The sequence below is a fragment of the Streptomyces sp. CB09001 genome, from assembly GCF_003369795.1.
Classification (GTDB): domain Bacteria; phylum Actinomycetota; class Actinomycetes; order Streptomycetales; family Streptomycetaceae; genus Streptomyces.
This window is the reverse complement of the sequence record NZ_CP026730.1, coordinates 4,115,177-4,141,013: the sequence shown is the minus strand read 5'-3', so window position 1 is coordinate 4,141,013 and position 25,837 is coordinate 4,115,177. Positions and strand designations below refer to the sequence as shown.

The following is a 25,837-nucleotide window of genomic DNA, read 5'->3' as shown; positions in this document are numbered from 1 at the left end:
CCCGAGCGAGACGGAGCGCGGACCACGATGCCGAAACCGCCGAACCCCGAGCGGAAGTACCGGACCGTCACGGCCTTCCAGCGCCGGCTGAACGCCGTCGTGCGCCGCCTGCCCGGCCAGACCCTGCTGGAGACCACCGGCCGCGTCTCGGGGCTCCCCCGCCGCACACCGGTGGGCGGCCGCCGCGAGGGCGACTCCTTCTGGCTGGTCTCGGAGTTCGGCGAGCGCTCGCAGTACATCCGCAACATCCGGGCCGACCCGCGGGTACGGGTGCGCATCCGGGGCCGCTGGCACCCGGGCACGGCCCACCTCCTTCCCGACGACGACCCGCTCGCCCGCCTGCGCCGCCTCCCCCGCTTCAACAGCATGGCGGTGCGGGCGATGGGCGTCGGGACGGGGCTGCTCACGGTACGGGTGGAGTTGGAGGGGCAGCGGTAAAGAAGCTGATGAAGAACCTGTGATCGGCGTCTCCCACGGCTGACGTGGTCGGCATGAACAAGGCAAACTGACGTGGTTGCTCAGGATGTCTAGGGGGACGGCATGGACGATGGACCGCGGGTTCCGGAGCAGCGGCGTCCCGGATTCCCGGCGGAAGGGGAGGAATCGGGCGCGCTGCGCTTCGGGGTGCTCGGACCGGTGCGCGCCTGGCGGGACGGGGAGACGCTGGCCACCGGCTCCCCGCAGCAGCGCGCGCTGCTGGCCGCCCTGTTGCTGCGCGAGGGCCGTACGGCCACGGCGGCCGAGCTGATCGACGCCCTGTGGGGCGAGGAACCGCCGTCGCAGGCGCTGGCGGCGGTGCGGACGTACGCGTCCCGGCTGCGCAAGGTCCTCGACCCTGGCGTACTGGTCAGCGAGTCGGGCGGGTACGCCGTACGGGGGCTGGCCGAGGGCGCGTTGGACCTGGCGCGGGCCCAGGACCTGGCCGCGGAGGCCGAGAAGGCGAGGAGCTCCGGGGACCTGTGCCACGCCCGTGACCTGCTGCGCCGGGCGCTGGCCCTGTGGGACGGCGAGGTGCTGGCCGGCGTGCCGGGGCCGTACGCGGAGACACAGCGCGTCCGGCTCGGGGAATGGCGGCTCCAACTCCTCGAAACACGCCTCGACATGGACCTCGACCAGGGCTGTCACGCCGAGGCGGTCTCGGAACTGACGGCACTCACGGCGGCCCACCCGCTGCGCGAACGCCTGCGCGAGCTGCTGATGCTGGCCCTGTACCGCAGCGGCCGCCAGGCGGAGGCCCTCGCCGTCTACGCGGACACGCGCCGCCTGCTCGCCGACGAGCTGGGCGTCGACCCGCGCCCCGGCCTCCAGGAGCTCCAGCAGCGCATCCTCCAGGCCGACCCGGACCTGGCCGAGCCCTCGGCGGCCACCGCGGAGACCGCGACGGCCACCGTCCGCCCGGCACAACTTCCGGCGACGGTGCCGGACTTCACCGGTCGTGCGGCCTTCGTCCGGGAGCTGAGCGGCGTCCTGTCCGCGGCGTCCGGGGAGTCGGCGTCGGGCCGCGTGATGGCGGTCTCGGCGCTGGCCGGCATCGGCGGCGTCGGCAAGACGACCCTCGCGGTGCACGTCGCCCACCAGGCGCGGGCCGCCTTCCCGGACGGGCAGCTGTACGTCGACCTCCAGGGCGCCGGCGCGCGGCCCGCGGAGCCGGAGACGGTGCTCGGCGCCTTCCTGCGGGCCCTGGGCACGGCCGACTCGGCCGTCCCGGACTCCCTGGAGGAGCGGGCCGCCCTGTACCGCTCCGTCCTGGACGGCCGCCGTGTCCTCGTCCTGCTGGACAACGCCCGCGACGCCGCCCAGGTGCGGCCCCTGCTGCCCGGCACGGACGGCTGCGCCGCGCTGGTCACGGCACGGGTGCGGATGGTGGACCTCGCCGGGGCGCACCTCGTCGACCTGGACGTGATGTCGCCCGAGGAGGCGCTGGCCCTCTTCACGAGAATCGTGGGCGAGGAGCGGGTCGCCTCGGAGCGGGAGGCGGCGCTCGACGTGGTCGGCGCGTGCGGTTTCCTGCCGTTGGCGATCCGCATCGCCGCGTCCCGGCTGGCCGCCCGCCGCACCTGGACGGTCTCGGTCCTGGCCGCGAAGCTGGCGGACGAACGACGCCGGCTGGACGAGCTGCAGGCCGGCGACCAGGCGGTCGAGGCCACCTTCGAACTGGGCTACGGCCAGCTGGAGCCGGCCCAGGCCCGCGCCTTCCGCCTGCTGGGCCTGGCCGACGGCCCGGACATCTCGCTCGCGGCGGCGGCGGCCGTCCTGGACCTCCCGGCGGAGGACACGGAGGACCTCCTGGAGTCCCTGGTCGACACCTCGCTGCTCGAATCGGCGGCCCCGGGCCGCTACCGCTTCCACGACCTGGTCCGCCTCTACGCGCGTGCGTGCGCCGAACGGGACGAGGATCCGCCGAGCGAGTGCGCGGCGGCGCTGTCCCGCCTGCTGGACTTCTACCTGGCGACGGCGGCGGGGGTGTACGCGATCGAACGGCCGGGGGACCGGACGGTCGAGCACCTGGAACCCACCTCCTACCCGGGCCTCGCGTTCGAGGACCGCAGCGAGGCTCTGGACTGGCTCTTCACGGAGGCCCAGAACCTGCTGGCCTGCGCACAGCAACAGGTGACGGGAAGCGAACTGCGCCGGGCGGTCGACCTGCTCTGGGCGACCAAGGACCTGGCCGAGTCCGGAGCCAATGCCAGGCAGTACGAGACGGCCGCGACGACGCTGCGGGACGCCGCCAGGGCCGCCGCGGACATCCGGGCGGAGAGCCGGGCCAGAACCGCTCTGTCCAATGTCTGCCTGGCGGCCGGCCAGTACTCCAAGGCGGACGACGAAGCGCGGATCGCCATCCAGCTCGCCACCGAGGCGGCGGACTCCACGCCCATCGGCTGGGCCGCCACCGACCGCGGCATCATCGCTCTCAGCCAGGGGCGTTACGAGGAGGCGGAAGAGCTCCTGACGATCGCCCGGGACGGCTACCGCTCGGACGACAACCGTCCCGGCGAGGCGAGCGCCCTGTGCAACCTCTCGCGGCTCCACGAACGCATGAACCGCACCCGCAGCGCGATCGCACTGGCGCAGCAGGGTGTGGAGATCTTCCGTCAGCTCGGCCTCACGCTGCGCCTCGCGAACGCCCGTTACGCGCTCGGGGTGGCGCTGCTGCGTGCGGCCCGGCACGAGGAGGGCCTGCGGCAGATGCAGGACGCCCTCGTGATGTTCGGCAACAACCGCCAACGCCTGTGGGAGGGCACCGCCCACTTCCGCATCGCGCAGCTGCACCTGGCCGCGCAACGGCCCGCGGCGGCGGCCCAGCACGCGGAACAGTCGCTGGCGATCGGTTTCATCGGCGGTGACCTCATCCGGGGCAGCATCCTGAACACCCTGGGGCAGAGCCTCAGCTCGCTGGGGCAGAGCGATCGGGCGCGCGCCTGCTGGCTCGAGGCCCTGACGCTGCTGGAGCGGGCCGACGCTCCCGAGGCGTCGGAGGTGCGCCACCTGCTCGCGGCACCCGTCGACGCCGCATAACGGCGCCGGGGCGGGCGTTCATCGAACGTTTATGACCACGGGCCAAGCTCTTATCCGGATCCGTCGCGTCGGGGGGCAGACGGGTCACCGCGGTCGCCCGGCCGGGAGACCGCGCAGGGCCTCTGTCCGGCGATACTCGGGGGAGTCGCCGGACAGAGGCGATCGACACCGTACGCAACGAGTCCCAGGGGTGCAGCATGAGCGAGACCGAGAAGAAGCCGACGGACGTCGTCACCATGGAGAACCACGCTCCGGCCCCGCCCGTCGGCAGCGCCGAGGCCAAGCTCCTGGAGAACCACGCTCCGCAGCCGCCGGCCGAGGAACAGATCACGACCCTGGAGAACCACGCCCCCGCTCCTCCCGCCCTGGACCTGGACGGCGACGGCAAGTAGACCTTTTTCCCGCACGGGGATCGGCCGCGGCGGCGCGGAGGGGGAGCCGCCGCGGCCGACGTGTGCCCGGGGATTCAGGAGACGGAGTCCGGCTGTCTCGGTTCGCAGTGGTCCGGGGTGCCGGAGCCGTCGAAGGGGACGCGGACCGCGCTCACGCCGTCCGCGGGGACGGTGACTTCCTCGGTGCCTTCGTCGATCGTCGTGCCGTCCGCGTCCTTGAAGAGGACCGTGACCGGAAACGTCTGCTCGACGGCGTTCGGGTTGCTGACCTCGACGGTGGCCCACGGCTGGTCCACCCTGACGCAGGTGATCAGGTTCAGGACCGCACCCTCTGCCTCGCCGCTGCCGCCGCCGCTGCCCGTGTCGTCGTCGTAGGTGTCGTCGTCGTGGTAGCCGCTGCCGCCGGTGCCGTACGTGTCGTCGTCGTCCTTGTAGGCGTCGCCGCCGCCCGACGTGGACGACGAACCGTCGTGGTCCTGGCCGGAGCTGCTGCAGCCGCCGCCCGACCCGTCGCCTCCGTGGCCGTGGCGGCCGGTCGAGAAGCCGGTCAGGCTGAGGACCACCAGTGCCGAGATCGCCGTGTACCTGAGTGCTCGCCCCCGTGTCGTCATGAAGATCACGCTAGTCCGCGCATGTCACGGACACGTCACCGGCCGGGCACGGGCCGTCACGCCGTACCGCTTCACGCCGTGCGGGCCGTCCCGGTGCCCTTCTCCGCGTCCAGGGCGTAGACGCAGCGGTCCTTGCTGCACGCGTACACGATGCCGTCGCGGACGACCGGGGGGCCGGTGATCTCGCCGCCGGTGGCGAGCTTCCAGCGCAGGCGGCCGTCGTCGGCCTTCAGCGTGTAGAGCAGGTGGTCGGTCGAGCCGAAGTGGATGCGGCCCTCGGCGACGACGGGCGCGCCCACGATGTCGCCGCCCGCCTGGAAGCGCCACTTGGGCGTTCCGGTGACCGCGTCCAGGGTGTACAGGCCCTTGCCGCTGCCCACGTGGACATGGCCGGCGGCGACCAGGACCGGGTCGGTCGAGGAGCGGGCCTCGGTCGCGATGCGCCAGCGGTCGCGGCCGTCGGTCGCGTCGAGGGCGTAGACGGTGCCCAGGTAGTCGGCCAGGTAGACGCCGCCGCCGGTCACGGCCGGGCCCGGCACGAAGGTGGGCGGCGCCAGGAAGACCGCCGGGGCCTCGAAGTGCCAGCGGACGTGGCCGGAGGCGACCTCCAGGGCGAGCACCCGGGTGCCGGCCGCGACGTACACGTAGCCGTCGGGCGCCCGGGTGAGGCGGACCGGGACGCCGCCGCAGGAGGCGGCGTCGCCGATCGGGTACGACCATCTCTCGTCGCCGGTACGGGCGTCCAGGGCGCGCAGGCGGGCGTCCTGCCAGACGTAGGCCGTGCCGTCGTGCAGCGCGGCGCCCGCCTCGGGGGACTCGAAGTCGGTCTGCGCGCCGGTGACCTCCCACAGCTTCTGGCCGGCCGAGGCCTCCCAGGCCTGGACGCCGCCGCCGCGGGTGGCGGTGAGTACGGTGCCGCGCTCGGCCTGGAGCGAGTACACCCAGGCGTCGGTCTGCACCCGCCAGAGGTCGGCGCCCTCCCGGGCGTCCAGGGCGAAGAGGGTGGGTCCGTCGGAAGCGTGGATACGGCCGTCCGCGACCGCCATCGACCAGGCGACGTCCCGGGTCTTGAATCGGCGGCGTCCGGTCGCCACGTCCAGGGCGTGCACCTCGAAGGAGGTGACGTAGACCAGGTCCTCGGCGACGCGCGGCGTGCCCCAGACGTCGTTGGACATGCGGAACCGCCAGGGGCGCCACCCGGCCGGCGAGGCCTCCGGGGAGGGGGCCGCCACGGACGGGGCCGGTACGGCCGGGTCGGCGCCGTTGACGCCGGGGCGCGGGCGGGACCAGGACCCGGCGAGGGCGGACTCCGGCGGGGGCGCGGCGACGGCGGCGACGCGCATGTCGGCGACGCGCGGGCCGGGCCCGATGGGCACCGCCGCGCCGGGCAGCCGGACCGGCCCGCCGTCGGGGGCGCCGACCGGAACGGGCACCGCCGGGCCGTGCGCGGGCGGCGCCGGTACGACGGGGTCGTGCGCGGGCGGGGGCGGCAGCGGGGGCGCGTGGACGGGGGCACGGGCGCCGGACGGGCCGCGGCCGCCGGCCGTGGTGGCGGGCTTGACGGCGGGCCGGCCGCCCCGGCGTCCCTCGATCAGGCCCACGGCCCGTTCGGGCAGCCACGCCGACGCCGTACCGCTGTCGTCGGAGCCGGAGCCGAAGAGGTGCGGGGCGAGCTGGGCCTGGAGGTCGGCCGGGTTGGGGCGGCCGGTGGCCTCCATCTGCATGCAGGACTCGATGAGCGGGCGCAGCTCGTCGGGCAGGCCCTCCAGGTCGGGGCCCTCGCGCAGCAGCATGAAGACGGTCTCGACCGGGTTGGCGCCGTGGAAGGGCGGGTGGCCGGTGGCGGCGAAGACCAGCATCGAGCCGAGCGAGAACACGTCGCTGGCCCCGGTGACGCTGCGGGAGTCCTTCGCCTGCTCCGGGGACATGTAGGCGGGGGTGCCGACGGCCACGTTCGTCATGGTCAGGCGGGTGTTCGAGACGCCGGACGCGATACCGAAGTCGATCACGCGGGGGCCGTCCTCGACGACGAGGACGTTGGAGGGCTTCAGGTCGCGGTGGACCAGGCCCGCGCCGTGGATCGACTGGAGCGCCTCCGCGACGCCGGCCGCCAGCCAGCGCACCGCCTGGGCCGGCATCGGCCCGCACTCGTTCACTATCTCCTCGAGGGAGGGGGCGGGCACGTAGGCCGTGGCCAGCCACGGCACGGCGGCCCGCGGGTCGGCGTCGACCACGGCCGCCGTGTAGAAGCCCGAGACCGCGCGGGCCGCCTCCACCTCGCGGGTGAAACGGACGCGGAACAGCTGGTCCTCCGCCAGTTCCGTGCGCACCGTCTTGATCGCCACGCGCCGCCCGGACGCCGAGCGCGCGAGATAGACCAGCCCCATGCCGCCGGCGCCGAGCCGCCCCAGCACCTCGAACGGCCCGATCCGCCGCGGATCGTGCTGTGTCAGCTGATCCACCACTTGCCTGCCACCTCCCCGTACGGGCCGCGCCACCCACATATGCACGCGACCGAAGTGCAGCGTCTCACCACCGCACCTCCGTGGCGCCACGCACCCCGATTCTTCCTGTCCGAGGCGCTGGTGGCGAACCTGGCGACAATCGGGGTGTCTTGCCTGATTCCGGGCAAGGAGCCCCCACGCGGCCCGTTCCCGGCCCCGTTCGGCGGCCTGGCCGCCGGTTCAGCGTTGCAGCAGCGCGAACGACGCCCCCTGGCCGTCCGAGACCACGGCCACCCGCCCGTACGACGTCCCGAAGGGCGGCACCCGCACCCGCCCGCCGAGCCGGGCCACCGTCGCGAGCCCGGCGTCCACGTCCTCGACCAGGAAGTGGACGAGGAAGTGCGGTGGCATCTCGGCGGGGAAGACGTCGGAGACCTGGGCCCGGCCGAGGCCGGGGGACGCGTCCGGGCCGAAGAGCGCCTCGTGGAACAGGTCGCCGTAGAAGGCGTTGGCGGCCTCCGTGTCCCGGGTGTACAGCTCGGCCCAGGCGAAGGTGCCCGGCCGGTGCCGGCGCCCGAAGCCGGTACGCCGGCCCGGTTGCCAGAGCCCGAAGACCGCACCGTCGGGGTCGGCGGCGAGGGCGACGGTGCCCAGGTCGCCGAGCGGATGGGGCGGGGTGACGACCTGACCGCCACCCGCCCGGATCCGCGCGCCGAGGGCGGCGGCGTCCGGGGTGTGGAAGTACACCGACCACACGGTGGGCATCCGGCCGTCCGTCTTGCGGACCAGCGCGGCGACCGGCTCCCCGTCCAGACAGGCCCGTACGGACTCCGCCGCCGCCCGGTAGGGGCTCCCCTCGGCCTCCCCCTCTTCCTCCTGGAAGGTCCAGCCGAACAGCTCGCCGTAGAAGCGTTTGCCCGCCGCCACGTCGGAGAGCTGTGCGTCCACCCAGCAGGGGACGCCCTCGCGCCTCTTCTCGAATGCCCCGTTTTCGGCCATGCCGTCAAAGTAACCGCGTCACCCGCACCGCGCAGACCAGGCACACCAGTCACTTTCCCGTCCCGCACCCCATTTGCAGTCGGCCGAATCGCGCTCGGATCACCCGTCGGTAAGCTGACGGCATGACAGGACAAGTGCGTACCGTCGACGGCCGCGTGGCCGGTCGGCGTGGGCAGGCGACCAGGCAGAAACTGCTCGACTGCCTCAGCGAAATGCTCAGCTCCTCCCCCTATCGCGATGTCAAAGTCATCGATGTCGCCCGCAAGGCGGGCACGTCGCCCGCGACCTTCTACCAGTACTTCCCGGACGTCGAGGGCGCCGTACTGGAGATCGCCGAGCGCATGGCCGCCGAGAGTTCCTCGCTGGCCGAACTGACGGCGGGCCGCTCGTGGGTCGGCAAGGCCGGCTGGCAGACGGCACAGGAACTCGTCGACGGATTCCTGGAGTTCTGGCGGAAGAACGACGCCATTCTGCGCGTGGTGGATCTCGGCGCGGCGGAGGGCGACAAGCGATTCGCCAAAATCCGCATGAAGATCCTTAACTCGGTGAATTCCCCCCTCACGGATTCCGTCGCCGATCTCCAGACAAAGGGCAAGGTCGACAAGGACGTGAACCCCGCGGCGATCGCCGGGTCGCTGGTCGTCATGCTCGCGGCCGCCGCCTCGCACCAGAGGGGCTTCTCCTCGTGGGGCGTCAAACAGGCTGAACTCAAGCCGCATCTCGCTCTGTTGACGTATCTCGGTATCACCGGAAAGAAGCCCGTCAAGTAGTACGCCGCGCGGCAGCCTGTCATCTCCGCCGCGCCGCGTCGCCGCCTGCCGCACTTCCGCACCTCCGCGCCTCCGCACCTCCTCGCCTCCGCACCTCCAGCCTTTCGCCCTCGTCGGCCCGCCCGCTCGAACTCGGCGACCGTGCCCCGGCCCCGCGGCCGCACCGGCACGACGTCCAGCGCCTCGAAGTTCAGCACCCGTGACGGCCCCGGCCGGGAACAGCCGCCCGCCCGGCCGACGTTGTGTTCCGCATCGGCACCCGCACGCATCCGTACCCGCACGCATCCGCATCCGCATCCGCATCCGCATCCGCTGGAGGAGACCGCCGTGGCCCTGACCCGCGAAGAGCGCGAGACGTTCCTGGCCGAGCCGCACGTCGCCGCGCTCGCGGTCGACGCGGGGGCGGGCCGTGCCCCGCTGACCGTGCCGATCTGGTACCAGTACGCGCCCGGCGGCGAGGTGTGGATCATGACGGGCCTGGACAGCCGCAAGAACCGGCTGATCAGCAAGGCGGGCCGGTTCTCGCTGATGGTCGACCGGCTGGAGCCCACCATCCGCTACGTGTCGGTGGAGGGGCCGGTCGTCGAGACCGTCACCGCGACCGAGGAGCACCTGCGGGAGATCTCCGCGCGCTACCTCGCGGCGGAGAAGGTCGACGGTTACGTCGCCTTCGCCTCGGCCAACCACGGTGAGCAGGTCGTCGTCCGGATGCGCCCCGAACGCTGGGTCTCCTCCGACCTCGGCTCCGTGTGAGCCCCGGGCAGGCATGGGAACCGATCTCCACGAGCTGCTGAGGTCGCTGCGGGTGTGGGACCCCGCGGTCACCGAACTGCCGCCCCTCGACCCGGCCGGCGCGCCCGGTGACCCGCTGGAGCTGTTCACCCGGTGGTTCGCCGAGGCGGTCGCGGCCGGGGAACCAGAGCCGCACACGGTGTCGCTTGCGACGGCGGACGCCGAGGGTCTGCCGGACGCGCGCATCGTGATGCTGCACGGCGCGGACGCGGACGGCTGGGCCTTCGCCACCCACGCCGACAGCCGCAAGGGCCGCCATCTCGCCGCCCGCCCGTACGCCGCGCTCGTCTTCTACTGGCCGGTGCTGGGCCGCCAGGTGCGGCTGCGCGGACCGGTCGCCGTCGCCCCGGCCGATCAGGCGCGGGCCGATCTGCACGTGCGGTCGACCGGCGCGCTGGCCGCCGCGCTGACCGGGCGGCAGAGCGCGGAGCTGGGCTCGGCGGACGAACTGGCCCGCGCCTCCGGGGCGGCCTGGGAGCGGGCCGAGCGGGAGCCGGACGCCCCGGTCCCGTCCTGGACGCTGTACCGGCTGCGCCCCGACGAGGTGGAGTTCTTCCAGGGCGAGGCCCATCGGCGGCACGTCCGGCTGGCCTACCGGCGGACGGCGGAGGAGGGCTGGGACCGGCGGTTGCTGTGGCCGTGAACGGCACTCACCGCGCGCCGGGCGGCGTCGGCTCCTCGTCCGTCGCCAGCCGGGCGTGCAGGTGCACGTCCCGGAACGCGTCGTGCCGGCCGGTTTCGAACATCGCCTCGCGCAGGGTCCCCTCGGCGACGTAGCCGCTCCGTTCGGCGACCCGGCAGGAGGCGTCGTGGCCCACGGCGTGGCCCAGTTCCAGACGGTGCAGGCCGAGTTCCGCGTAGGCCCAGCGCGAGGCGAGGAGCAGGGCCCGGGTGGCGACGCCCCGGCCGCGGGCCTCGGGGAGCACCCAGTAGCCGACCCGGGCCGTCCTCAGCCGCGTGCTGATCTCGCCGATGCCGAGGTGCCCGAGCGTCGTGGCGCTCTCGTCGTCCGTGATCCGGAACGACGCCGACCTGCCGTCCGCCGCCTCCCGCGCCCGCCCGCGCAGCGACTCGCGGGCCCCGGCAAGGTCGGTCCACAGCTTCAGGGGCGTGTTCCAGCGCTGGAAGTCGGGGTCCAGGTGGCCGCGCAGCCAGGTGTGGGCGTCGGCGTCCGAGCCGGCGTCCCAGGCGCCCAGGCGCAGGCCGTGTCCACGCGGTTCGGTACGGGAGAGGAGGGCGGGGTCGAGGGTGTACATCGGTGTGTGGGCCATCCGGCCATTCAAGCCGACCCGTCCAGGTCGTGACCGATCCGCAACCGATTCCGGTCTTGACCGAGACCCATCAACCGTGGGCGCGGTTACGCTCGCCGCATGGCCGACTCCACAGTGTCCGCTGATCCGCAGCGGCCCGCCCACCCCGCGGACCGTCCCGTGTACGTCATAGGCGCCGGTCCCGGCGGTCTCGCCGCCGCCCACGCGCTGCGCGCCCGCGGTCTGCGGGCCGTGGTCCTGGAGCGGGCCGAGCACGTCGGTTCCTCGTGGCGGCGCCACTACGACCGGCTGCGGCTGCACACCACCCGCCGCCTGTCGGCGCTGCCCGGCCTGCCGATGCCGCGCCGCTTCGGACGGTGGGTGGCCCGGGACGACGTGGTGCGGTACCTGGAGAAATACGCCGAGTACCACCAGTTGGAGATCGTCACCGGCGTCGAGGTCTTCCGCGTCGAGCGCGCGGCCGACGGGACCGGCTGGCTGCTGCACGCCTCCGGAGGCCGGGAGCTGACCGGCGCCGCGGTGGTGGTCGCCACCGGCTACAACCACACCCCGCGCGTCCCGGACTGGCCGGGCCGGGACACGTACAGCGGCGAGTTCCGGCACGCCGCCGACTACCGCGCCCCGGCCCCGTACGCCGGCCGGGACGTCCTCGTGGTCGGAGTGGGCAACACCGGCGCCGAGATCGCCGTGGACCTGGTGGAGGGCGGGGCCGCCCGGGTCCGCCTCGCGGTGCGCACGGCGCCGCACATCGTCCGGCGCTCGACCGCCGGGTGGGCCGCCCAGTACACCGGCGTGCTGTGCCGGCGGCTGCCGGTCGCCCTGGTGGACCGGCTGGCCCGGCCGCTGGCCCGGATCAGCGTGCCCGACCTGTCGGCGCAGGGGCTGCCGCGTCCCGGCACCGGGCTCTACAGCCGGGTGGCCGAGGGTGCCATCCCGGTACAGGACGTGGGCCTGATCGACGCGGTGCGCTCCGGCCGGGTGGAGGTCGTCGCCGCGATGGACGGCTTCGAGGACGGCAAGGTCCTGCTGGCCGACGGCACCCGCATCGCCCCCGACGCGGTGATCGCGGCCACGGGGTACCGGCGCGGCCTGGAGGGGCTGGTCGGGCACCTCGGCGTCCTCGACGGCACCGGGCGACCGCTCGCGCACGGGGGCCGCACCCCGGCCACCGCCCCCGGCCTGTACTTCACCGGCTTCACCAATCCCATCAGCGGCATGCTCCGCGAGCTGGCGACCGACGCGGAGCGGATCGCCGGGGCGGTCGCGAAGAGCGCGAAAAGGGGGGCGGGGCGGGTGTCGCGGCTGCCGGGCTAATGCCGGGTGAGGATCAGCAGGTCACCGGCGTCCGGGTCGCCGAACAGCGCGAACAGCTCGGGCGCCTGCCCGCTGCCGCTGATCGTCCAGCGCGTCTCCTCACCGCAGTCACCGTCGAGCCGCACCACGCCAGCCACACCAGTGGCAGCTGCGTCGCGCACAGTGCCGCCGCCACGTTCCACTCGTCGTTCGACCACGTCAGGCGTCTGTCCCTGGCCGCCCCCGGCTCCGTCCCCCACCCCATGCCCGGGAGCTTACGACCTGCTCATGTCAGCGCGGCCACCGGAACCGGCCGCCGCCGGATCACCAACGCCATCAGCGCCGCCGCCGCGCACAGGGCGCCGGAGGCGATCCAGACCACGTCGTAGGAGCCGAACCGGTCGCGGGCCACGCCGCCGAGGAAGGCGACGAGGGCGGCGCCCACCTGGTGGGAGGCCAGCACCCAGCCGAAGACGATCGCGCTGTCCTCGCCGTAGTGCTCGCGGCACAGGGCGAGGGTGGGCGGGACGGTGGCGACCCAGTCGAGGCCGTAGAAGACGATGAAGAAGATCATCGGCGGGTGGACGCTCGGCGCGAGCAGCATGGGGAGGAAGAGCAGGGAGACACCGCGCAGGGCGTAGTACACGGCGAGCAGGCGGCGCGGTTCGAAGCGGTCGGTGAACCAGCCGGAGGCGATCGTGCCGACCACGTCGAACACGCCGATGACGGCCAGCAGCGAGGCGGCGGCGGTGATCGGCATGCCGTGGTCGTGGGCGGCGGGCACGAAGTGGGTCTGGATCAGGCCGTTGGTGGAGGCGCCGCAGATCGCGAAGGTGCCGGCCAGCAGCCAGAACGGGCCGGTGCGCACGGCGGAGAACAGGACCGTCAGGGCGCGGCGGGCGGCGCCGGGCACGGGGGCGGGCTTGGGGACGAACTCCTCGGCGCCGTACGGCTTCTGGCCGACGTCGGCCGGGTGGTCGTGCAGGAGGAGCCAGACGAAGGGGACGACGGCCAGGGCGGCGAGGGCGACGGTGACGGCCGCCGGGCGCCAGTCGTACGTCTCGACGATCCAGGACAGCAGCGGCAGGAAGATCAGCTGTCCGGAGGCGGATGCGGCGGTGAGGACACCGGTGACCAGGCCGCGCCGCTCGGTGAACCAGCGGTTGGTGACGGTCGCGGCGAAGGCCAGGGCCATCGAGCCGGAGCCGAGACCGACCAGCAGGCCCCAGCACAGGATGAGCTGCCAGGCGGAGTCCATCCACACGGTCAGACCCGAACCGAGCGCGATCACCAGCAGGGCGACGGCGACCACCCGCCGGATGCCGAAGCGGTCCATCAGCGCGGCGGCGAAGGGTGCGGTCAGGCCGTAGAGCGCGAGGTTGACCGAGACGGCGGCCCCGATCGTGCCGCGCGACCAGCCGAACTCCTGGTGGAGCGGGTCGATGAGGATGCCGGGCAGGGAGCGGAAGGCGGCGGCCCCGATGATCGTCACGAAGGTGACGGCGGCGACCCACCAGGCGCGGTGCGCCCGGGTGCGGCGGCTTGGCCGGGTGGGCTGCGGCTGTTCCTCGGAAGCTGCTGCGGCGTCGGTTGTCTGGGTCACGTCATTGAGTCTCCGCAGCGGTCACCACTCGGGCGAGTGGCCCGAAGGACACCGTTCGCTAGGATCGGGCCATAGGATCGGGTCATGGCCCCCGATATCCGCAGCGTCCCCGATGCCCGCAGCGTCCCCGATGCCCGCAGCGTCGTCGACGCCCCCGCCCGTCCGCACCGTGTCGTCGTCCTCGCACTCGACGGCCTGCTCCCCTTCGAGCTGGGCATCGCGTCGCGGATCTTCGGCCTCGCCCGCGACGAGCACAGGCGCCCGCTGTACGAGGTCGTCACCTGCTCGGTCCGGCCGCCGGGCCCGGTCGTCACGGACGCCGACTTCGAGATCCTGGTCGGAAACGGCCCCGAGGCGCTGGCCACCGCCGACACGGTCGTCGTCCCCGCCTCCTACGAGCTGGGCCCGGTCTACGAGGAGGGCGTGCTGACCGGGGAGCTTGCCGCCGCGCTGGTGCACGTGCGGCCCGGCACCCGGCTCGTCGCGATCTGCACGGGTGGCTTCGTACTGGCCGCGGCGGGGTATCTGGACGGCCGCCCGGCGACCACGCACTGGGCCTCCGCCGAGCACTTCCAGCGGCTCTTCCCGCAGGTGCGGGTGGACGCCGACGTGCTGTTCGTCGACGACGGCGACGTGCTCACCTCGGCCGGGGTCGCGGCCGGTGTCGACCTGTGCGTGCACATCGTGCGCCGGGACCACGGCACCGCCGTCGCCAACGAGGTGGCCCGCCGCACCGTCGTACCGCCGCACCGGGACGGCGGGCAGGCCCAGTACATCGAGCGGCCGGTGCCCGATCCGCAGCAGTCGTCCACGACGGGGGCCCGCGCGTGGGCGCTCGACCGCCTGCACGAGCCGATCCAGCTGCGGGACATGGCCGCCCAGGAGTCGATGTCGGTCCGTACCTTCACCCGCCGTTTCCGCGAGGAGGTCGGTGTCAGTCCGGGCCAGTGGCTCACCCGGCAGCGCGTCGAACGGGCCCGGCACCTGCTGGAGTCCACCGCGCTGTCGGTCGACCAGGTCGCCCAGGACGCGGGATTCGGCACGGCCCAGTCGATGCGGCAGCATCTTCAGGCGGCGCTCGGGGTCACACCGACCGGGTACCGGCGGACCTTCCGCGCGGAGTTGTCCACAGCCTGTGGAGAATGAGAGGAGAGCGAGCGGAGAACGAGCGGGCTCCGTCCCGGGACTCGTCGGCCGGCGGCGCGGCGTTGTCCGCCCCGAGCACGGCATCGCGCGCCGCCACCCGACTCCGGCGCTCCCGCCCGGCTCCCGTCGCCCCCGAGGAAACCGCCGCCGACACGACCCACGCTCGTCGAGGGCCCCGTCACCGGGCCCTCGTCGTCCCCTCGCGGCGAATCGTGCCTACAAGCGTGAGGAAACGGTCACGATCCGTCAACCGGCGAGGGGGCTTTCCTCACGTGTGTCCCGCTTCGCCGGGGACGCGCACGGAAGCACACCCCGGCGCACGGCCGTCACACCACTTCGTACGCGAATCCCTCGTACGCCACCGCGCCGCCACCGCTCCCGCGGACGGGCGGGGCCTCCTCGCCCGCGCTGCGCCGGTCCAGTTCGCACCAGATGCGCTTGCCGGTGCCCTCCCGGCTCCAGCCCCAGCGGTCGGCGAGGCCGTCCACGAGGGCGAGGCCCCGGCCGCCCGTCGACTCGCCGCCCGCGCAACGGGGCACGGGAGCCCGGTCGCTGGCGTCGTCCACCTCGAGGCGGACGGTGGCCTTCTCCGTCTCCTCGGTCACCGCGCCCGGCAGCAGCAGCCGCAGCACCGCCGAACGCCCGGTGTGCACCACGGCGTTGGTGACGAGTTCGGAGACGAGCAGAACCAGCGTCTCGGCGAGTGGTTCGTCGGTCCGTATCCCCGATCCGGCGAGCCGTGAACGCGCCCAACGCCGGGCACGCCCCACTTCCGAGGGGTCTGGACGGACCTCCAGCTGCACTTGAAGCACCTGCACCGCTCACACCATCCGAACCGGCGGACACCAAGGCTCGCGCCTCATGAGGGCCACGATCGTAGCCATTTCCAGCATGGCCAGAACAACGGCCTGGACAGGGTTCACGGAACGTGAATCCCTTATGGGACAGCATGGTTGACGTACAGTCACGGCAACAAGCGCTTCGGGCATATTCCAGCGCGAAGGAGTACGCGTGCGGCATACTGTGCGACGCGCGTCCCGAGGAGTCGAACAGGCGGCGGCCGACGGCCGTTCCGCCCTGCGGGGCAAGGCGCACACCGCCGGTTCCGGAGCCGCCCCGGGGGCAACTCCGGCACGGCTGGCGCTCGGGAGCACTCGCATCCCACACAAGGTACCGGAGCGTGGCACCGACTCCGGGCCGTAACGGGCGACTCGGCGGACACAACCCGGTATCAACGCTCCGTGATGCCGCTCTGCCACGATCCGCGACACCCGGGCGGGCACCGCTCCGGTACGCGCCACTCCGGTACGCGCCACTCCGGACGTGCCACTCAGGCACGCGCCACTCGGGCACGCGCCACTCAGGCACGCGCTACTCGGGCACGCGCTACTCGGGCACCGTGAAGTAGCGGGCGAAGGCCGGGACGATCTCCGCCTCCCCCACCTTGCCGTCGCCGTCCGTGTCGAGCGCGGCGGCGACCGGCCGGGCGAGGTCCTCGGGCACGCCGAAGGCGGTCAGCGCCCGCGCGGTGTCCGCGACGGTGGCCGCTCCGTCGCCGTCGGTGTCGGCGACCGCCAGGGCGGCGTGCAGGAAGGGGCGGGCGATCTCGGCGAACCGGTCGGGCTTGTCCCGCAGCCGCTTGACCGCTCCGGTGACGAACTCCTCACGGGTGATGCGCTGGTCGCCGTCCCGGTCGGCGATCCCGGCCAGGCCCTGCCAGAGCGCCTCGGCACCGCCGTACAGGGACTGGCCCTTGTCCGAGCGGGCGGCGACGCCGAACTCGGCGAGCAGGGCCTTGGCCGCCCCGCTGAAGTCGGAACGGTCGATGTGGCCGTTGCCGTCCTGGTCGAAGGTGGTGAACCGCGCGGCGATCCTGCGCTCGTACTCGCTGTTGACCATGATTCTCTCCGGCCGCCTCACGTCGGTGTTCGGGGTACGTCTCGCCCGGAGCGTACGACGCCGGACGCGGCCTACGCGGAAAGGGGCCGCGGCTCGTCCCCGGTCGCCGAGGCGAGGTCGGGGTGGCAGTCGAAGAGCCGGCGCACTCCCAGCGCGCCGAGGACGCGGTTGACGTGGGAGCCGTCGACGGCGCCCTGGGCGGGCAGTATCAGGCGCAGCCTGCCCTGGCAGGAGCGGATGAGCCGCCGGGACGCGATGAGGACGCCGACCCCGCTGGAATCGCAGAACAGGACGTCGGAGAGGTCCAGGACGAGGCTGTGCCGCCCCTCCGCCACCTCGTCGTGCACGCGCTGCCGCAGCACCGGTGACGTCACCAGGTCCAGTTCGCCCGACACCTGGAGCACGGCCCACCGGCCCCGCTCGCCGCCGGTCACGTTGAACGTCACCACCATGCCCTTCCTTCGTCGGAACGCCTGGAACCTTCGGGATTCACCCGAAACGGAAGCCGTGCTTACGCTTCTTGGCGGCGCGCCTGCCCACCGGCCGTTCCCGCAAACGCCGCGGCAGAAACGGGGACCGGTCGGAAGTGGCTCGTTTCAGACGGTTTCGATCCTGTTCGATCGAGTGTGGTCGCACGATAGAGGGTAGTGGAGGCGCATATCACCTCCGGCTGCCCGGGGGCGCACATTGGAACAAAGGGGCGTGCGCTGTCGGACGTGCCGACTACATTTCGGGGAGAGGGCGGCCGCAGGCTGGGACCGGGGAAGGGGTGGAGGGACCGCATGGCGAAGAGGGACGTGCCACTGCGCTGGGACCGCAAGATGCAGCAGCGGCTCGCGCGTGGGGAGGCCGCCGCCCTGGGCGAGCTGTACGACCGGTTCGCCTCGCTGGTGCACGGCCTGGCGCACCGCGTGCTCGACGACGAGCGGGCCGCCGACCGCATCACGCGCGACGTCTTCGCGCACGTCTGGGAGCATCCCGACGCCTACGACCCCCGGCAGGGCCCGCTGCGGACCTGGATCGCCACCCTCACCCACCGTTTCGCCGTCCAGCGGCTGCGCGCCACCGAGACCGCGGCTCTGGTGCGGGGCGGGGCGGGCACCGCGGAGGAGCTGGAGACCAAGGTGCGGCACGCCTCGGTCGCCGCCCGCGCCGACTACATCGTGCAGTCCATGCCGGCTCCCCTGCGCGCCGCGCTGGAGCTGGCCTACTTCCAGCGCCGCGACTACCGCCAGACCGCCGCCGACCTCGGGGTCACGGAGGACGAGGCCCGCCGCCGCCTCCGCCTGGGCCTCCAGCTCCTGTCCACCGCCCGCGACGCCGGCACCGCCCCGCGCCCACCCGCGGCTCCGCCCGGGTACGGAGGTGCGGCATGACGGCGTACGACGGGAACGGCGAGAACGGCGAAGACGACGCCGGTGGCACCGGGGCGCGCATACCGCTGCCCCGCGCCTCCGTCGAGGACGGCGGGCGGGCGCTGCCCGAGGCGGCGCCGCTCGCGCTGGAGCACCACGTGCTGACGTCGCTGCTCGGTGCGTGGGCGCTGGCCGCCTGCTCGGCGCGGGAGGCGGCGGCCGTCGACGAGCACCTCGGGGAGTGCGACAGCTGCGCCGACGAGGCGCTGCGCCTGCGCGAGGCCGTCACGCTGCTCCAGCGGCCGGAGAGCCTCGACCTGGACCCCGCCCTGCGCACCCGGGTCCTGGAGGGCTGCCTGGAGCGGCGTCCGCCCCGTATCCCGGTGCCCGAGTGGGCCGCCTCCTACGATGCCGAGACCGCGCGCCTCGACGCGCTGCTCCAGGACTTCGGGGACGCCGAGTGGCACGCCCCGGTCCGGCTGCGCTGGTTCGAGGACGACGGCCCCGCGAGCCGCCGTACCACCGTCGCCGGGGTCATCGCGCACCTGCTGACGGTCGACGGCGCGGTCGCCGTCGGCCTGGGCCTCGACGACCCGCTGGGTGACATCGCCGCGCCCAGCCACGCACCGGCCGCCCGCACGGAGGCGTACTGGCGGGCCTCGCACTACCCGCCCACCCGCGCGGTGCGGGCACCCTGGCGTGACCAGAGCCACGGCATCGTCCGGACGGTGGCGTTCACCGGCGGCTCGGGCGGGATGCCGGTCTCGTACGGCGACTTCGAGCTGCCGTTGCGGGACGCGATGCTGGACCGGGCGTTCGAGTGCTGGGTGCACGCGGAGGACATCGCCGAGGCGGTGGACTATCCGTACGAGCCGCCGTCCGCGCGCCATCTCAACGGCATGATCGACCTCGCCGCCCGGTTGCTGCCGGGCGCCCTCGCGGCCCGCCGCCGGGCCGGTCTGGCCACGCCCGGTGGCCGACCGCACCTGGTCGCCGCGGGTGGGCCGGGGCGCAGCCTGCGGCTGGAGATCGAGGGCTCGGGCGGCGGCGAGTGGCTCATCCCGCTGGACTCCCCCGGCGCGGTGGGCTCCGCCGACCACGAGGTGGCGCATGTCGCCCTGGACGGCGTGGAGTTCTGCCGGCTGGCGGCGGGCCATGTGCCTCCGGCGGAGGCGGCGGCGGGTCAGGTCGGGGACCGGGAGGCGATCAGGGACGTGCTGTTCGCGGCGGCGAGCTTGAGCAGGATGTAGGGGGCGGTGGCTGTTTCGTCGGCGGGTGCGGGTGGGTCGAGGCTTGTCGTGCAGTTCCGCGCGCCCCTTGAGGGCGTGCGGTGAACGCCCCTTCAGGGGCGCGGGGAACGGCGCGAGCAACCACCGAACACCCGCGGCCGCCCTTGAGGCAGAAGCTCCCGTCCCGCTAGGCGAAGACGACCGTCCGGCGGCCGTTGAGCAGGATCCTCCGCTCCGCGTGCCACTTCACGGCCCGCGCCAGCGCCTGGCACTCCACGTCACGCCCGACCGCCACCAACTGGTCGGGCGTGACGTCGTGGCCGACCCGCTCGACCTCCTGCTCGATGATCGGCCCCTCGTCGAGGTCGGCCGTCACGTAGTGCGCGGTCGCGCCGATCAGCTTCACGCCCCGCGCATGCGCCTGGTGGTACGGCTTCGCGCCCTTGAAGCTCGGCAGGAAGGAGTGGTGGATGTTGATGATCCGGCCGCTGAGCGCCTTGCACAGGTCGTCCGAGAGGACCTGCATGTAGCGGGCCAGCACGACGAGTTCGACGTTCTCCTCGCGCACGATCTCCAGGACCCGGGCCTCGGCCTCCGCCTTGGTGTCCTTCGTCACGGGGATGTGGTGGAAGGGGATGTCATAGGACCCCACCAGCTCCGCGAAGTCAGTGTGGTTGGACACCACGGCGGCGATCTCCACGGGCAGCGCGCCGATCCGGGCGCGGAAGAGCAGGTCGTTCAGGCAGTGTCCGAACCTGCTCACCATGAGCACGATGCGCATCTTCGCGTCGGCCCGGTTGATCTGCCAGTCCATGTGGAAGGCGTCACCGATCGCGGTGAAGCTGGCGCGCAACTTGTCCACCGTCACCGGCTCGCCGGCCGAGAAGTGGACCCGCATGAAGAACAGACCCGTGTCGTGGTCCCCGAACTGCTGGCTGTCCTCGATGTTGCAGCCGGTCATGAACAGGTAGCTCGAGACGGCGTGCACGATGCCCTGCTTGTCGGGGCAGGACAGGGTGAGGACGTACTGGTCGGCCGGGGCGTCGGCCGCGGGGACGGCGGCGGAGGACTGCGCGTTCATGCAGCACAGGGTCCCATATCCGGCCTCCCGGACCGCGTGCCGTCCCGTCAGGCGGACCGGTCGGGCGGACCGGTCAGGCGGACCGGGTCATGATCTGCAGCACCTCGAGCGTGCGCGGCTGCACCTCCGGGTCCTCGCCGTCGCTGGTGGCCAGCCGTACGTGCGCGTCGCGCGCCGCCCGCACCGCCTCCGGCCAGTCCGCGTGCTCCAGGTACGCCGTCACCGGTGCGTCCGGCCCGACCTGGTGCATGATCCGCAGGACCCGCAGCACGGCGGTGTCGACCAGCGCCGCCTCCTGCGAGTCGCGGAAGACCGTGCCCACGTACTTCTCGGCCGACCAGTGGTCCAGCCAGGTGTCCTCCACCAGGCGGTACACGGCGTCGGTGACGTCCCCGTAGCCGTCGACGCCGGCCAGCCAGACGTCCTGCTGGAAGGCGGGGGCGGAGAGCATGTGCAGCGCGGAGCGCACCTGACTGCGCCAGCGCCACCACGGCATGTCGTTGAGTGGCATGCCGCCCATGGTGGTGGAGCGACGGCCGCGACGGGAAGAGTTCTCCGAACCTTGCACGGTCATCGATCCTACGTTCCCCTTCTCCGCGCCCCGCCGGCCCCCGCAATTCACCTCCGCGTCACCACGCGTTGACCGCAGGTCACTCCCGGGTTGGCCGGGTGACGGAATCGTGCGGGGACATGACCGGCAGGCGACCCATCCGCAGCACTCCCCCCGGCGGCCCCCGCGGCCGCTCCCGGGCCACCCGCACCGGCGTCCTGTCCGCGGGCGCGCTGGTGGCGTGCGCGTCACTCGCCGTCGGCTGCGGGGTCGTCCCCGGTGCCACGGGGGGCTCCGGGGACGACCCGATCACCGTCATGACCTGGGCGCCGCAGGACACCGGCGCGACCAACAAGCCGGGCATGCCCGCGCTGGCCCGGGCCTACGCCCGCTCGATCAACGCCCAGGGCGGCCTCGGCGGCCGCAAGCTCAACGTCCTGACCTGCAACGACCACAACGACAGCGTGGCCGCCGCGAAGTGCGCCCGCCGTGCCGTCAAGGAGAACGCGGTCGCCGTGGTGGGCTCCTACAGCCAGCACGCCGACTCGTTCTTCCCCGTCCTCGAGGGCGCCCGCATCCCGTACGTCGGCGGATACGGCCTCACCAACACGGAGTTCACCAGTCCGCTGTCGTACCCGGTCAACGGGGGCCAGCCGGCGCTGCTCGCGGGGCTCGGCAGCGCGCTCGCCGGCTCCTGCGGGCCGGTCACGCTGGTCCGCCCCGACACGATCGCGGGCGACCAGTTGCCCGCGCTGCTGGACTCGGGGCTGACCTCGGGCGGGCACGAACGGTCCCACGACCAGCGGGCGGCCGAGGACGCCACCGCGTACGACGACCAGGCCGAGCGGGCGCTGGCGCGGGGCGGCGGCGACCTGTCGGAGCCGGGGTGCGTGGTGCCCGTCCTCGGGGACCGCACCGGCACCTTCATGGACTCCTTCCGGCGGGCCCGCGAGGACCGTACCGACGTACGGACCGCGACCGTGCTCGGCAGCGTGGACCAGACGACGATCAACGCGAGCGGCGGGGCGTCCGGGCCCTACGAAGGGGCGTACGTCACCGGCTGGTACCCCTCGGTGAGCGACCCGGCCTGGGACGGTCTGAAGCGGCTGATCAAGGAGCAGGCGTTCGGGGACAACGACGTCGACGCGGCCGACGCCGGGGTGCAGACGACCTGGATCGCGTACACGGTGCTCAAGCAGGTCGTCGAGTCGCTCGGCGACGGCGAGGTGAGCGCCGACACCGTCCGGCGGGCCCTCGACGACGGCCCGGGGGTCGGCACGGGCGGACTCACGCCCGACCTCCGGTGGACGTTCGCCGACAAGCTGGCCTCGGTCGGCTTCCCCCGTCTGGTCAACGCCGACGTCACCCTCCAGGTCGTACGGGAGGGCCGCCTGGTCTCGGCCCGCGACGGCGCCGTGGACACCACCCGCACCCTGCAGAACGCGGACGTGGCCTAGCCGGGGCGGCGGGCCCGGGGACCGTCCGGCGGACGGTTCCCGGGCGGGCGGCTCACAGCTGGGTCGGCTGGCGTTCGGTCAGGCCGTACTTCTTGGCGATGGCGTTCCAGAGCGTCGCGGCCTTGGCCTTCTCCTTGGTGGCCGTGCCGCTCGCCCGGGTGGCCGCCGTGGGCTGGGTGGCGGCCTTGCCCTTCTTGCAGCCCTTCTTGCCGGCCGTCCGGTCGGCCCAGGTCGCGTAGTGGTTGTCGGCCGACGCGGAGGCCTGCCACGCCTTGGTGAGCGCGGTGGTCAGCTCGGTGTGCCGGGGCAGCTCGTCCACGGACAGCTTGGCGAGGCTGTCGACCAGCCCGCTGCGCTGCTTGGCGGCCTCGCGCAGGTCCTTGGCCGCCTGGGGGAGCTTGTCGCAGGTCTTCACGTCGCCCACGGCGTTGATCACCGTGGTGCGTCCGGTGCCGCTCTCGGCGAGCAGCTTGTCCAGCTCGACGGCCTGCTGCCGGACCGGGTCGACCGTCGGGGAGGGCTCGGCGGACGCGGATTCGGAGGCGGGGGCCGTGGCGGACACCGTCTGGTTGCCGCCCTTGTCCTCGTCGTCTCCCCCGCCGGCCATCATCGCGCCGGCGCCGACCCCGACCACGACGATGCCCACGCCGACGGCCGCGAGGAGCGGCAGCCGGGAACCGGAGCGGCCGCCGCGGCCGCCGCGGCCGCCGCCGTCGTCGTGCCCGCGCCGCCTGCCACCGCCACCGCCCGGGCCCTGCGGTGCGTACATGGGCTGGTCGCCCGGGTACTGCGCCTGGGGCGCGTCGAAGCGGGGCATCTGCTGGGTGGCCGAGGCCGGACCGTCGGCGCCGGGAGCGCCGCGGAAGAGGTTGTCGAACTCGGCGGGCGGCTGACGTCCCTCGTCGGGGCCGGGCCCGGCCCCGAACGGGGCACCGGCGGGGCCGCCGGGCACGGGCGCGATGAACTGCGTGGCCTCGGCGTCGGGATGGGGCACGGGTGCGGCGGGCGTGGGCTGCACGGGGTACTGCGGTGCCTGGCCGAGGTACTGCGTCGACTCGGCGGCGTGCGGCTGCGCGGGTCTCTCCGGCGGCAGCGCGCCCGGCCCCGCGGGCGCGATGGGCGGTATGTACTGGGTGGCGCCCTCGTCGGCGGGCGGCCCGACCGGCGGTATGTACTGCGTGGCGCCCTCGTCGGCGGGCGGCAGCGGCGCGACACCCGCGCCGTGCTGCGGGTACTGCTGGTGCTGGTGCTGGTGCTGCTGCTGTTGCTGTTGCTGTTGCTGTTGCTGTTGCTGTTGCTGTTGCTGGTGCTGGTGATGTTGTTGGTGCTGCCCGTACGACGGCTGCGCGCCGTAGGACTGGTCGCCCACCGGCGTCCCGTACGACGGGGGCCGCGCGCCTTCCGGCGGCAGCGGGCCGGGCCCGGCCTGCGGCGGCAGAGCGCCGGGGGCCGGTGACTGCGCGCCGGGGGCGGGCGGCCAGGCCTGCGGTGCGGGCTGCCGCGCGGACGGCGGTGCGGGCTGGTGCGGGGTCTCCGGAGCGCCCCAGGGCTGAGCCCCGGGCGGCGTGGGCCAGCCCTGGCCGGGCGGCGGTTCCTGCTGCTGCTCGGGGCCCCAGGGCCGGTCCCAGGCCTGGCCACCGGGCGGCGCCGAGGCGGGTACCGGGCCACCGGCCCGGGGGCCGGCCGGAACGCCGGCCAGACCGGGCAGCAAGGGCTCGCCACCGTCCGAGGGCAGCACGATGCCTTCGTGCGCTTGCCGCGCCGAGGGCTCCTCGCCCTGTCCACTCTGCGTCACCGGGACTCCTACGAATGGGGGACCTTCGGAATCGTCGGCTCACGCTACCGGGTCCCCCGAGCCCACTGCCACGCCGCCCGGGGCGTCAACTCCTTCCCTGTGACAGCAGTAACAAAACCGGGCCGCGGTGCGCTGTTGATGTCCCTTTCCGCTCACCGCGGCGAGATTTCACGCGTGTTCACTCACTCCGTGCCCCCTCCGCTCACGCGGCGGCCTGCAGATCGAGCCGGGCGCCGAACTCCCTGACCACCGCTTCTTCCCGGTACGGCTCGAGCCGGGCCTGGAAGTCGTCCAGGTACTCGGCACCCCGGTTGGAGCGCAGGGTCTCCAGGAGTTCCACCGCCCTCGTCGCCGTGTTGCAGGCCTGTTCGATCTCCCGCTGCTGCACCTGCGCCGTGGCCAACAGCACATGGCCGATGGCCCGCCTGCGCGCCCGCGACTCGGGGTGCCCGTCCAGGGACTGCCGCGCGTAGCGGGCGGCCGCGTCGGCCTGTCCGAGGTCCCGGTGGCAGTGCGCCAACTCGTCGGCGAGGTAGGCCTCGTCGAAGTGCGCGATCCACACCGGGTCGTCCCCGGTGGCCGGGTCGGCCGACTCCATCGCGCCGACCGCCCGCCCGGCCGCCTCGTGGGCCGCCCGTACGTCGCCCAGGAGCGCGTGGCCGCGGGCCTCGGCCGCGTGGAACATCGACTCCGCGCGCGGCGTGACCCGCCCGCGCGCGCCTTCCTGCGCCGCCCGCGCCAACTGGGCGATCTCGCGCGGGTTTCCGAGCTGGGCGGCGAGGTGGCTCATGGAGGCGGCCAGCACGTACCCGCCGTAGCCGCGGTCCCCGGCCGCCTGCGCGAGTCGCAGCGACTGGATGTAGTACCGCTGGGCGAGGCCGGGTTGGCCGGTGTCGACGGCCATGTATCCGGCCAGCTCGGTCAGTCGCGCGACCGTGGCGAACAACTCCCGTCCGACCGCCTCCCGGTAGGAGCCGGCAAGCAGGCCGGAGACGACGCTGTTCAGGTAGTGCACGAGGACCGGGCGCACGTGCCCGCTCCCGTACTGGTGGTCCAGGTCCGTCAGGGCCTGCGTCATCGCCCGCACGGCCGCCACGTCGGACTGGCCCACCCGCGGTCCCGCCGAGCGCGACACCTGGGGGTCGGGGGCGGAAATCAGCCAGTCCCGGCTGGGCTCGACGAGCGCCGAGGCGGCGACGGAGGAACCGGACAGGAAGTCCCGGCGTCCCACGTCGCTGCGCCACAGCTCGCAGACCTGCTCGATGGCCCCCAGTACCGTCGGCGAGAACTGGAGGCCGACGCCGGACGCGAGGTTCTTGCCGTTGGCCATGCCGATCTCGTCGATCGTGACCGTGCGGCCGAGCTTGCGTCCGAGCGCCTCGGCGATGATCGCCGGTGCCCGGCCCCGCGGTTGCTGTCCGCGCAGCCAGCGGGCCACGGAGGTCTTGTCGTACCGCAGGTCGAGACCGTGCTCGACCCCGCACACGTTGACCCGGCGGGCGAGGCCCGCGTTCGAGCAGCCCGCTTCCTGAATGAGCGCCTGCAGTCGTTCGTTCGGCTGCCGCGCGACGAGAGGCCTTGCGGCCATGGCGTAACCCCCATGCGGTCTCATGCGGTCTCGATGCTGTCCCGGC

24 protein-coding genes are annotated in these 25,837 nt (G+C 73.6%); 11 read left to right on the top strand and 13 right to left on the bottom strand.

Features of this window, described 5'->3' with window-relative positions; all coding sequences use genetic code 11:
* The first annotated feature begins 27 nt into the window (after window positions 1-27).
* From C4J65_RS19255 to C4J65_RS19245, 3 genes are all read left to right on the top strand, one after another.
* Window positions 28-438, top strand: coding sequence for a nitroreductase family deazaflavin-dependent oxidoreductase (locus C4J65_RS19255; RefSeq protein ID WP_115743523.1), 411 nt, complete (start codon window positions 28-30; stop codon window positions 436-438).
* Between the two features lie 102 nt (window positions 439-540).
* Window positions 541-3,516 carry a BTAD domain-containing putative transcriptional regulator gene (locus C4J65_RS19250; protein ID WP_115743522.1) on the top strand — a complete coding sequence of 992 codons (2,976 nt, stop codon included), beginning with the start codon at window positions 541-543 and terminating at the stop codon, window positions 3,514-3,516.
* A gap of 197 nt (window positions 3,517-3,713) precedes the next feature.
* Complete coding sequence (locus tag C4J65_RS19245; protein ID WP_115743521.1) at window positions 3,714-3,908, top strand: hypothetical protein; 195 nt, start codon at window positions 3,714-3,716, stop codon at window positions 3,906-3,908.
* Window positions 3,909-3,982: 74 nt separating this feature from the next.
* On the opposite strand, the gene C4J65_RS19240 is transcribed toward C4J65_RS19245, so the two are convergent.
* The 3 genes from C4J65_RS19240 to C4J65_RS19230 form a co-directional block, all read right to left on the bottom strand.
* The gene (locus C4J65_RS19240; RefSeq protein WP_115746529.1) at window positions 3,983-4,519 is read right to left on the bottom strand and encodes a hypothetical protein; all 537 of its coding nucleotides are present in this window, start codon (window positions 4,517-4,519) and stop codon (window positions 3,983-3,985) included.
* Window positions 4,520-4,590: 71 nt separating this feature from the next.
* Window positions 4,591-6,984 carry a PQQ-binding-like beta-propeller repeat protein gene (locus C4J65_RS19235; protein WP_115743520.1) on the bottom strand — a complete coding sequence of 798 codons (2,394 nt, stop codon included), beginning with the start codon at window positions 6,982-6,984 and terminating at the stop codon, window positions 4,591-4,593.
* A gap of 219 nt (window positions 6,985-7,203) precedes the next feature.
* Window positions 7,204-7,962 carry a VOC family protein gene (locus C4J65_RS19230; protein WP_115743519.1) on the bottom strand — a complete coding sequence of 253 codons (759 nt, stop codon included), beginning with the start codon at window positions 7,960-7,962 and terminating at the stop codon, window positions 7,204-7,206.
* 134 nt (window positions 7,963-8,096) lie between these two features.
* On the opposite strand from C4J65_RS19230, the gene C4J65_RS19225 reads away from it, so the two are divergent.
* From C4J65_RS19225 to C4J65_RS19210, 3 genes are all read left to right on the top strand, one after another.
* On the top strand, window positions 8,097-8,732 hold the full coding sequence (locus C4J65_RS19225; protein ID WP_115743518.1) for a TetR family transcriptional regulator: 636 nt from the start codon (window positions 8,097-8,099) through the stop codon (window positions 8,730-8,732).
* A 327-nt stretch (window positions 8,733-9,059) separates the two neighbouring features.
* The gene (locus tag C4J65_RS19215; protein ID WP_115746528.1) at window positions 9,060-9,485 is read left to right on the top strand and encodes a pyridoxamine 5'-phosphate oxidase family protein; all 426 of its coding nucleotides are present in this window, start codon (window positions 9,060-9,062) and stop codon (window positions 9,483-9,485) included.
* A gap of 13 nt (window positions 9,486-9,498) precedes the next feature.
* Window positions 9,499-10,167: a pyridoxal 5'-phosphate synthase gene (locus tag C4J65_RS19210; protein WP_115743517.1), complete on the top strand. Its 669-nt coding sequence runs from the start codon at window positions 9,499-9,501 to the stop codon at window positions 10,165-10,167.
* Window positions 10,168-10,174: 7 nt separating this feature from the next.
* Here C4J65_RS19210 and C4J65_RS19205 read toward each other — a convergent pair whose 3' ends face one another.
* Entirely contained in the window at window positions 10,175-10,795 is a 621-nt protein-coding gene (locus tag C4J65_RS19205; RefSeq protein WP_115743516.1) for a GNAT family N-acetyltransferase, read from the bottom strand.
* A gap of 99 nt (window positions 10,796-10,894) precedes the next feature.
* Between C4J65_RS19205 and C4J65_RS19200 the strand changes: the two genes are divergently transcribed.
* A complete protein-coding gene (locus C4J65_RS19200) occupies window positions 10,895-12,109 on the top strand; it encodes an NAD(P)/FAD-dependent oxidoreductase (protein WP_115743515.1) in 1,215 nt (404 codons plus the stop codon).
* Here C4J65_RS19200 and C4J65_RS37070 read toward each other — a convergent pair.
* Window positions 12,106-12,237, bottom strand: coding sequence for a hypothetical protein (locus C4J65_RS37070; protein WP_275898160.1), 132 nt, complete (start codon window positions 12,235-12,237; stop codon window positions 12,106-12,108). The two genes, C4J65_RS19200 and C4J65_RS37070, sit on opposite strands and share 4 nt — an antisense overlap.
* A 137-nt stretch (window positions 12,238-12,374) precedes the next feature.
* On the bottom strand, window positions 12,375-13,691 hold the full coding sequence (locus C4J65_RS19195; RefSeq protein WP_115743514.1) for an MFS transporter: 1,317 nt from the start codon (window positions 13,689-13,691) through the stop codon (window positions 12,375-12,377).
* Between the two features lie 84 nt (window positions 13,692-13,775).
* Here C4J65_RS19195 and C4J65_RS19190 point away from each other — a divergent pair, with 84 nt between their 5' ends.
* A complete protein-coding gene (locus tag C4J65_RS19190; protein ID WP_240330459.1) occupies window positions 13,776-14,837 on the top strand; it encodes a helix-turn-helix domain-containing protein in 1,062 nt (353 codons plus the stop codon).
* A gap of 326 nt (window positions 14,838-15,163) precedes the next feature.
* Here the strand turns inward: C4J65_RS19190 and C4J65_RS19185 are convergent, their stop codons facing one another.
* The 3 genes from C4J65_RS19185 to C4J65_RS19170 form a co-directional block, all read right to left on the bottom strand.
* The gene (locus tag C4J65_RS19185; protein ID WP_162833601.1) at window positions 15,164-15,640 is read right to left on the bottom strand and encodes an ATP-binding protein; all 477 of its coding nucleotides are present in this window, start codon (window positions 15,638-15,640) and stop codon (window positions 15,164-15,166) included.
* 583 nt (window positions 15,641-16,223) lie between these two features.
* Complete coding sequence (gene calD / locus C4J65_RS19175; protein WP_115743511.1) at window positions 16,224-16,736, bottom strand: calcium binding protein CalD; 513 nt, start codon at window positions 16,734-16,736, stop codon at window positions 16,224-16,226.
* Between the two features lie 71 nt (window positions 16,737-16,807).
* Window positions 16,808-17,188, bottom strand: coding sequence for an STAS domain-containing protein (locus C4J65_RS19170; RefSeq protein ID WP_115743510.1), 381 nt, complete (start codon window positions 17,186-17,188; stop codon window positions 16,808-16,810).
* Between the two features lie 330 nt (window positions 17,189-17,518).
* Here C4J65_RS19170 and C4J65_RS19165 point away from each other — a divergent pair, with 330 nt between their 5' ends.
* Both C4J65_RS19165 and C4J65_RS19160 read left to right on the top strand, forming a co-directional pair.
* On the top strand, window positions 17,519-18,112 hold the full coding sequence (locus C4J65_RS19165) for a sigma-70 family RNA polymerase sigma factor (protein WP_115743509.1): 594 nt from the start codon (window positions 17,519-17,521) through the stop codon (window positions 18,110-18,112).
* Window positions 18,109-19,341 carry a zf-HC2 domain-containing protein gene (locus C4J65_RS19160; protein ID WP_115743508.1) on the top strand — a complete coding sequence of 411 codons (1,233 nt, stop codon included), beginning with the start codon at window positions 18,109-18,111 and terminating at the stop codon, window positions 19,339-19,341. Before C4J65_RS19165 ends, C4J65_RS19160 begins: the two co-directional genes overlap by 4 nt.
* 166 nt (window positions 19,342-19,507) lie before the next feature.
* On the opposite strand, the gene purU is transcribed toward C4J65_RS19160, so the two are convergent.
* Both purU and C4J65_RS19150 read right to left on the bottom strand, forming a co-directional pair.
* Window positions 19,508-20,401, bottom strand: coding sequence for a formyltetrahydrofolate deformylase (purU, locus tag C4J65_RS19155; protein ID WP_115743507.1), 894 nt, complete (start codon window positions 20,399-20,401; stop codon window positions 19,508-19,510).
* Between the two features lie 73 nt (window positions 20,402-20,474).
* Window positions 20,475-20,975, bottom strand: a complete 501-nt coding sequence (locus C4J65_RS19150; protein ID WP_115743506.1) for a hypothetical protein — start codon at window positions 20,973-20,975, stop codon at window positions 20,475-20,477.
* Window positions 20,976-21,091: 116 nt separating this feature from the next.
* Here C4J65_RS19150 and C4J65_RS19145 point away from each other — a divergent pair, with 116 nt between their 5' ends.
* On the top strand, window positions 21,092-22,408 hold the full coding sequence (locus tag C4J65_RS19145; protein ID WP_115743505.1) for an ABC transporter substrate-binding protein: 1,317 nt from the start codon (window positions 21,092-21,094) through the stop codon (window positions 22,406-22,408).
* A 52-nt stretch (window positions 22,409-22,460) separates the two neighbouring features.
* Here the strand turns inward: C4J65_RS19145 and C4J65_RS19140 are convergent, their stop codons facing one another.
* Together C4J65_RS19140 and C4J65_RS19135 are read right to left on the bottom strand one after the other, a co-directional pair.
* Entirely contained in the window at window positions 22,461-24,203 is a 1,743-nt protein-coding gene (locus C4J65_RS19140) for a hypothetical protein (RefSeq protein ID WP_240330458.1), read from the bottom strand.
* A gap of 202 nt (window positions 24,204-24,405) precedes the next feature.
* Window positions 24,406-25,791 (bottom strand): transcriptional regulator, encoded by a 1,386-nt coding sequence (locus C4J65_RS19135; RefSeq protein WP_115743504.1) that lies wholly within the window; start codon window positions 25,789-25,791, stop codon window positions 24,406-24,408.
* Window positions 25,792-25,837 lie beyond the last annotated feature (46 nt).

Bases quoted from the DNA above. Each gene is read 5' to 3' on its own strand.
- C4J65_RS19255 (WP_115743523.1), top strand. From the start codon at position 28: ATGCCGAAACCGCCGAACCCCGAGCGGAAGTACCGGACCGTCACGGCC.
- C4J65_RS19250 (WP_115743522.1), top strand. From the start codon at position 541: ATGGACGATGGACCGCGGGTTCCGGAGCAGCGGCGTCCCGGATTCCCG.
- C4J65_RS19245 (WP_115743521.1), top strand. From the start codon at position 3,714: ATGAGCGAGACCGAGAAGAAGCCGACGGACGTCGTCACCATGGAGAAC.
- C4J65_RS19240 (WP_115746529.1), bottom strand. From the start codon at position 4,519: ATGACGACACGGGGGCGAGCACTCAGGTACACGGCGATCTCGGCACTG.
- C4J65_RS19230 (WP_115743519.1), bottom strand. From the start codon at position 7,962: ATGGCCGAAAACGGGGCATTCGAGAAGAGGCGCGAGGGCGTCCCCTGC.
- C4J65_RS19210 (WP_115743517.1), top strand. From the start codon at position 9,499: ATGGGAACCGATCTCCACGAGCTGCTGAGGTCGCTGCGGGTGTGGGAC.
- C4J65_RS19205 (WP_115743516.1), bottom strand. From the start codon at position 10,795: ATGGCCCACACACCGATGTACACCCTCGACCCCGCCCTCCTCTCCCGT.
- C4J65_RS19200 (WP_115743515.1), top strand. From the start codon at position 10,895: ATGGCCGACTCCACAGTGTCCGCTGATCCGCAGCGGCCCGCCCACCCC.
- C4J65_RS19190 (WP_240330459.1), top strand. From the start codon at position 13,776: ATGGCCCCCGATATCCGCAGCGTCCCCGATGCCCGCAGCGTCCCCGAT.
- calD (WP_115743511.1), bottom strand. From the start codon at position 16,736: ATGGTCAACAGCGAGTACGAGCGCAGGATCGCCGCGCGGTTCACCACC.
- C4J65_RS19170 (WP_115743510.1), bottom strand. From the start codon at position 17,188: ATGGTGGTGACGTTCAACGTGACCGGCGGCGAGCGGGGCCGGTGGGCC.
- C4J65_RS19165 (WP_115743509.1), top strand. From the start codon at position 17,519: ATGGCGAAGAGGGACGTGCCACTGCGCTGGGACCGCAAGATGCAGCAG.
- C4J65_RS19160 (WP_115743508.1), top strand. From the start codon at position 18,109: ATGACGGCGTACGACGGGAACGGCGAGAACGGCGAAGACGACGCCGGT.
- purU (WP_115743507.1), bottom strand. From the start codon at position 20,401: ATGAACGCGCAGTCCTCCGCCGCCGTCCCCGCGGCCGACGCCCCGGCC.
- C4J65_RS19150 (WP_115743506.1), bottom strand. From the start codon at position 20,975: ATGACCGTGCAAGGTTCGGAGAACTCTTCCCGTCGCGGCCGTCGCTCC.
- C4J65_RS19145 (WP_115743505.1), top strand. From the start codon at position 21,092: ATGACCGGCAGGCGACCCATCCGCAGCACTCCCCCCGGCGGCCCCCGC.
- C4J65_RS19135 (WP_115743504.1), bottom strand. From the start codon at position 25,791: ATGGCCGCAAGGCCTCTCGTCGCGCGGCAGCCGAACGAACGACTGCAG.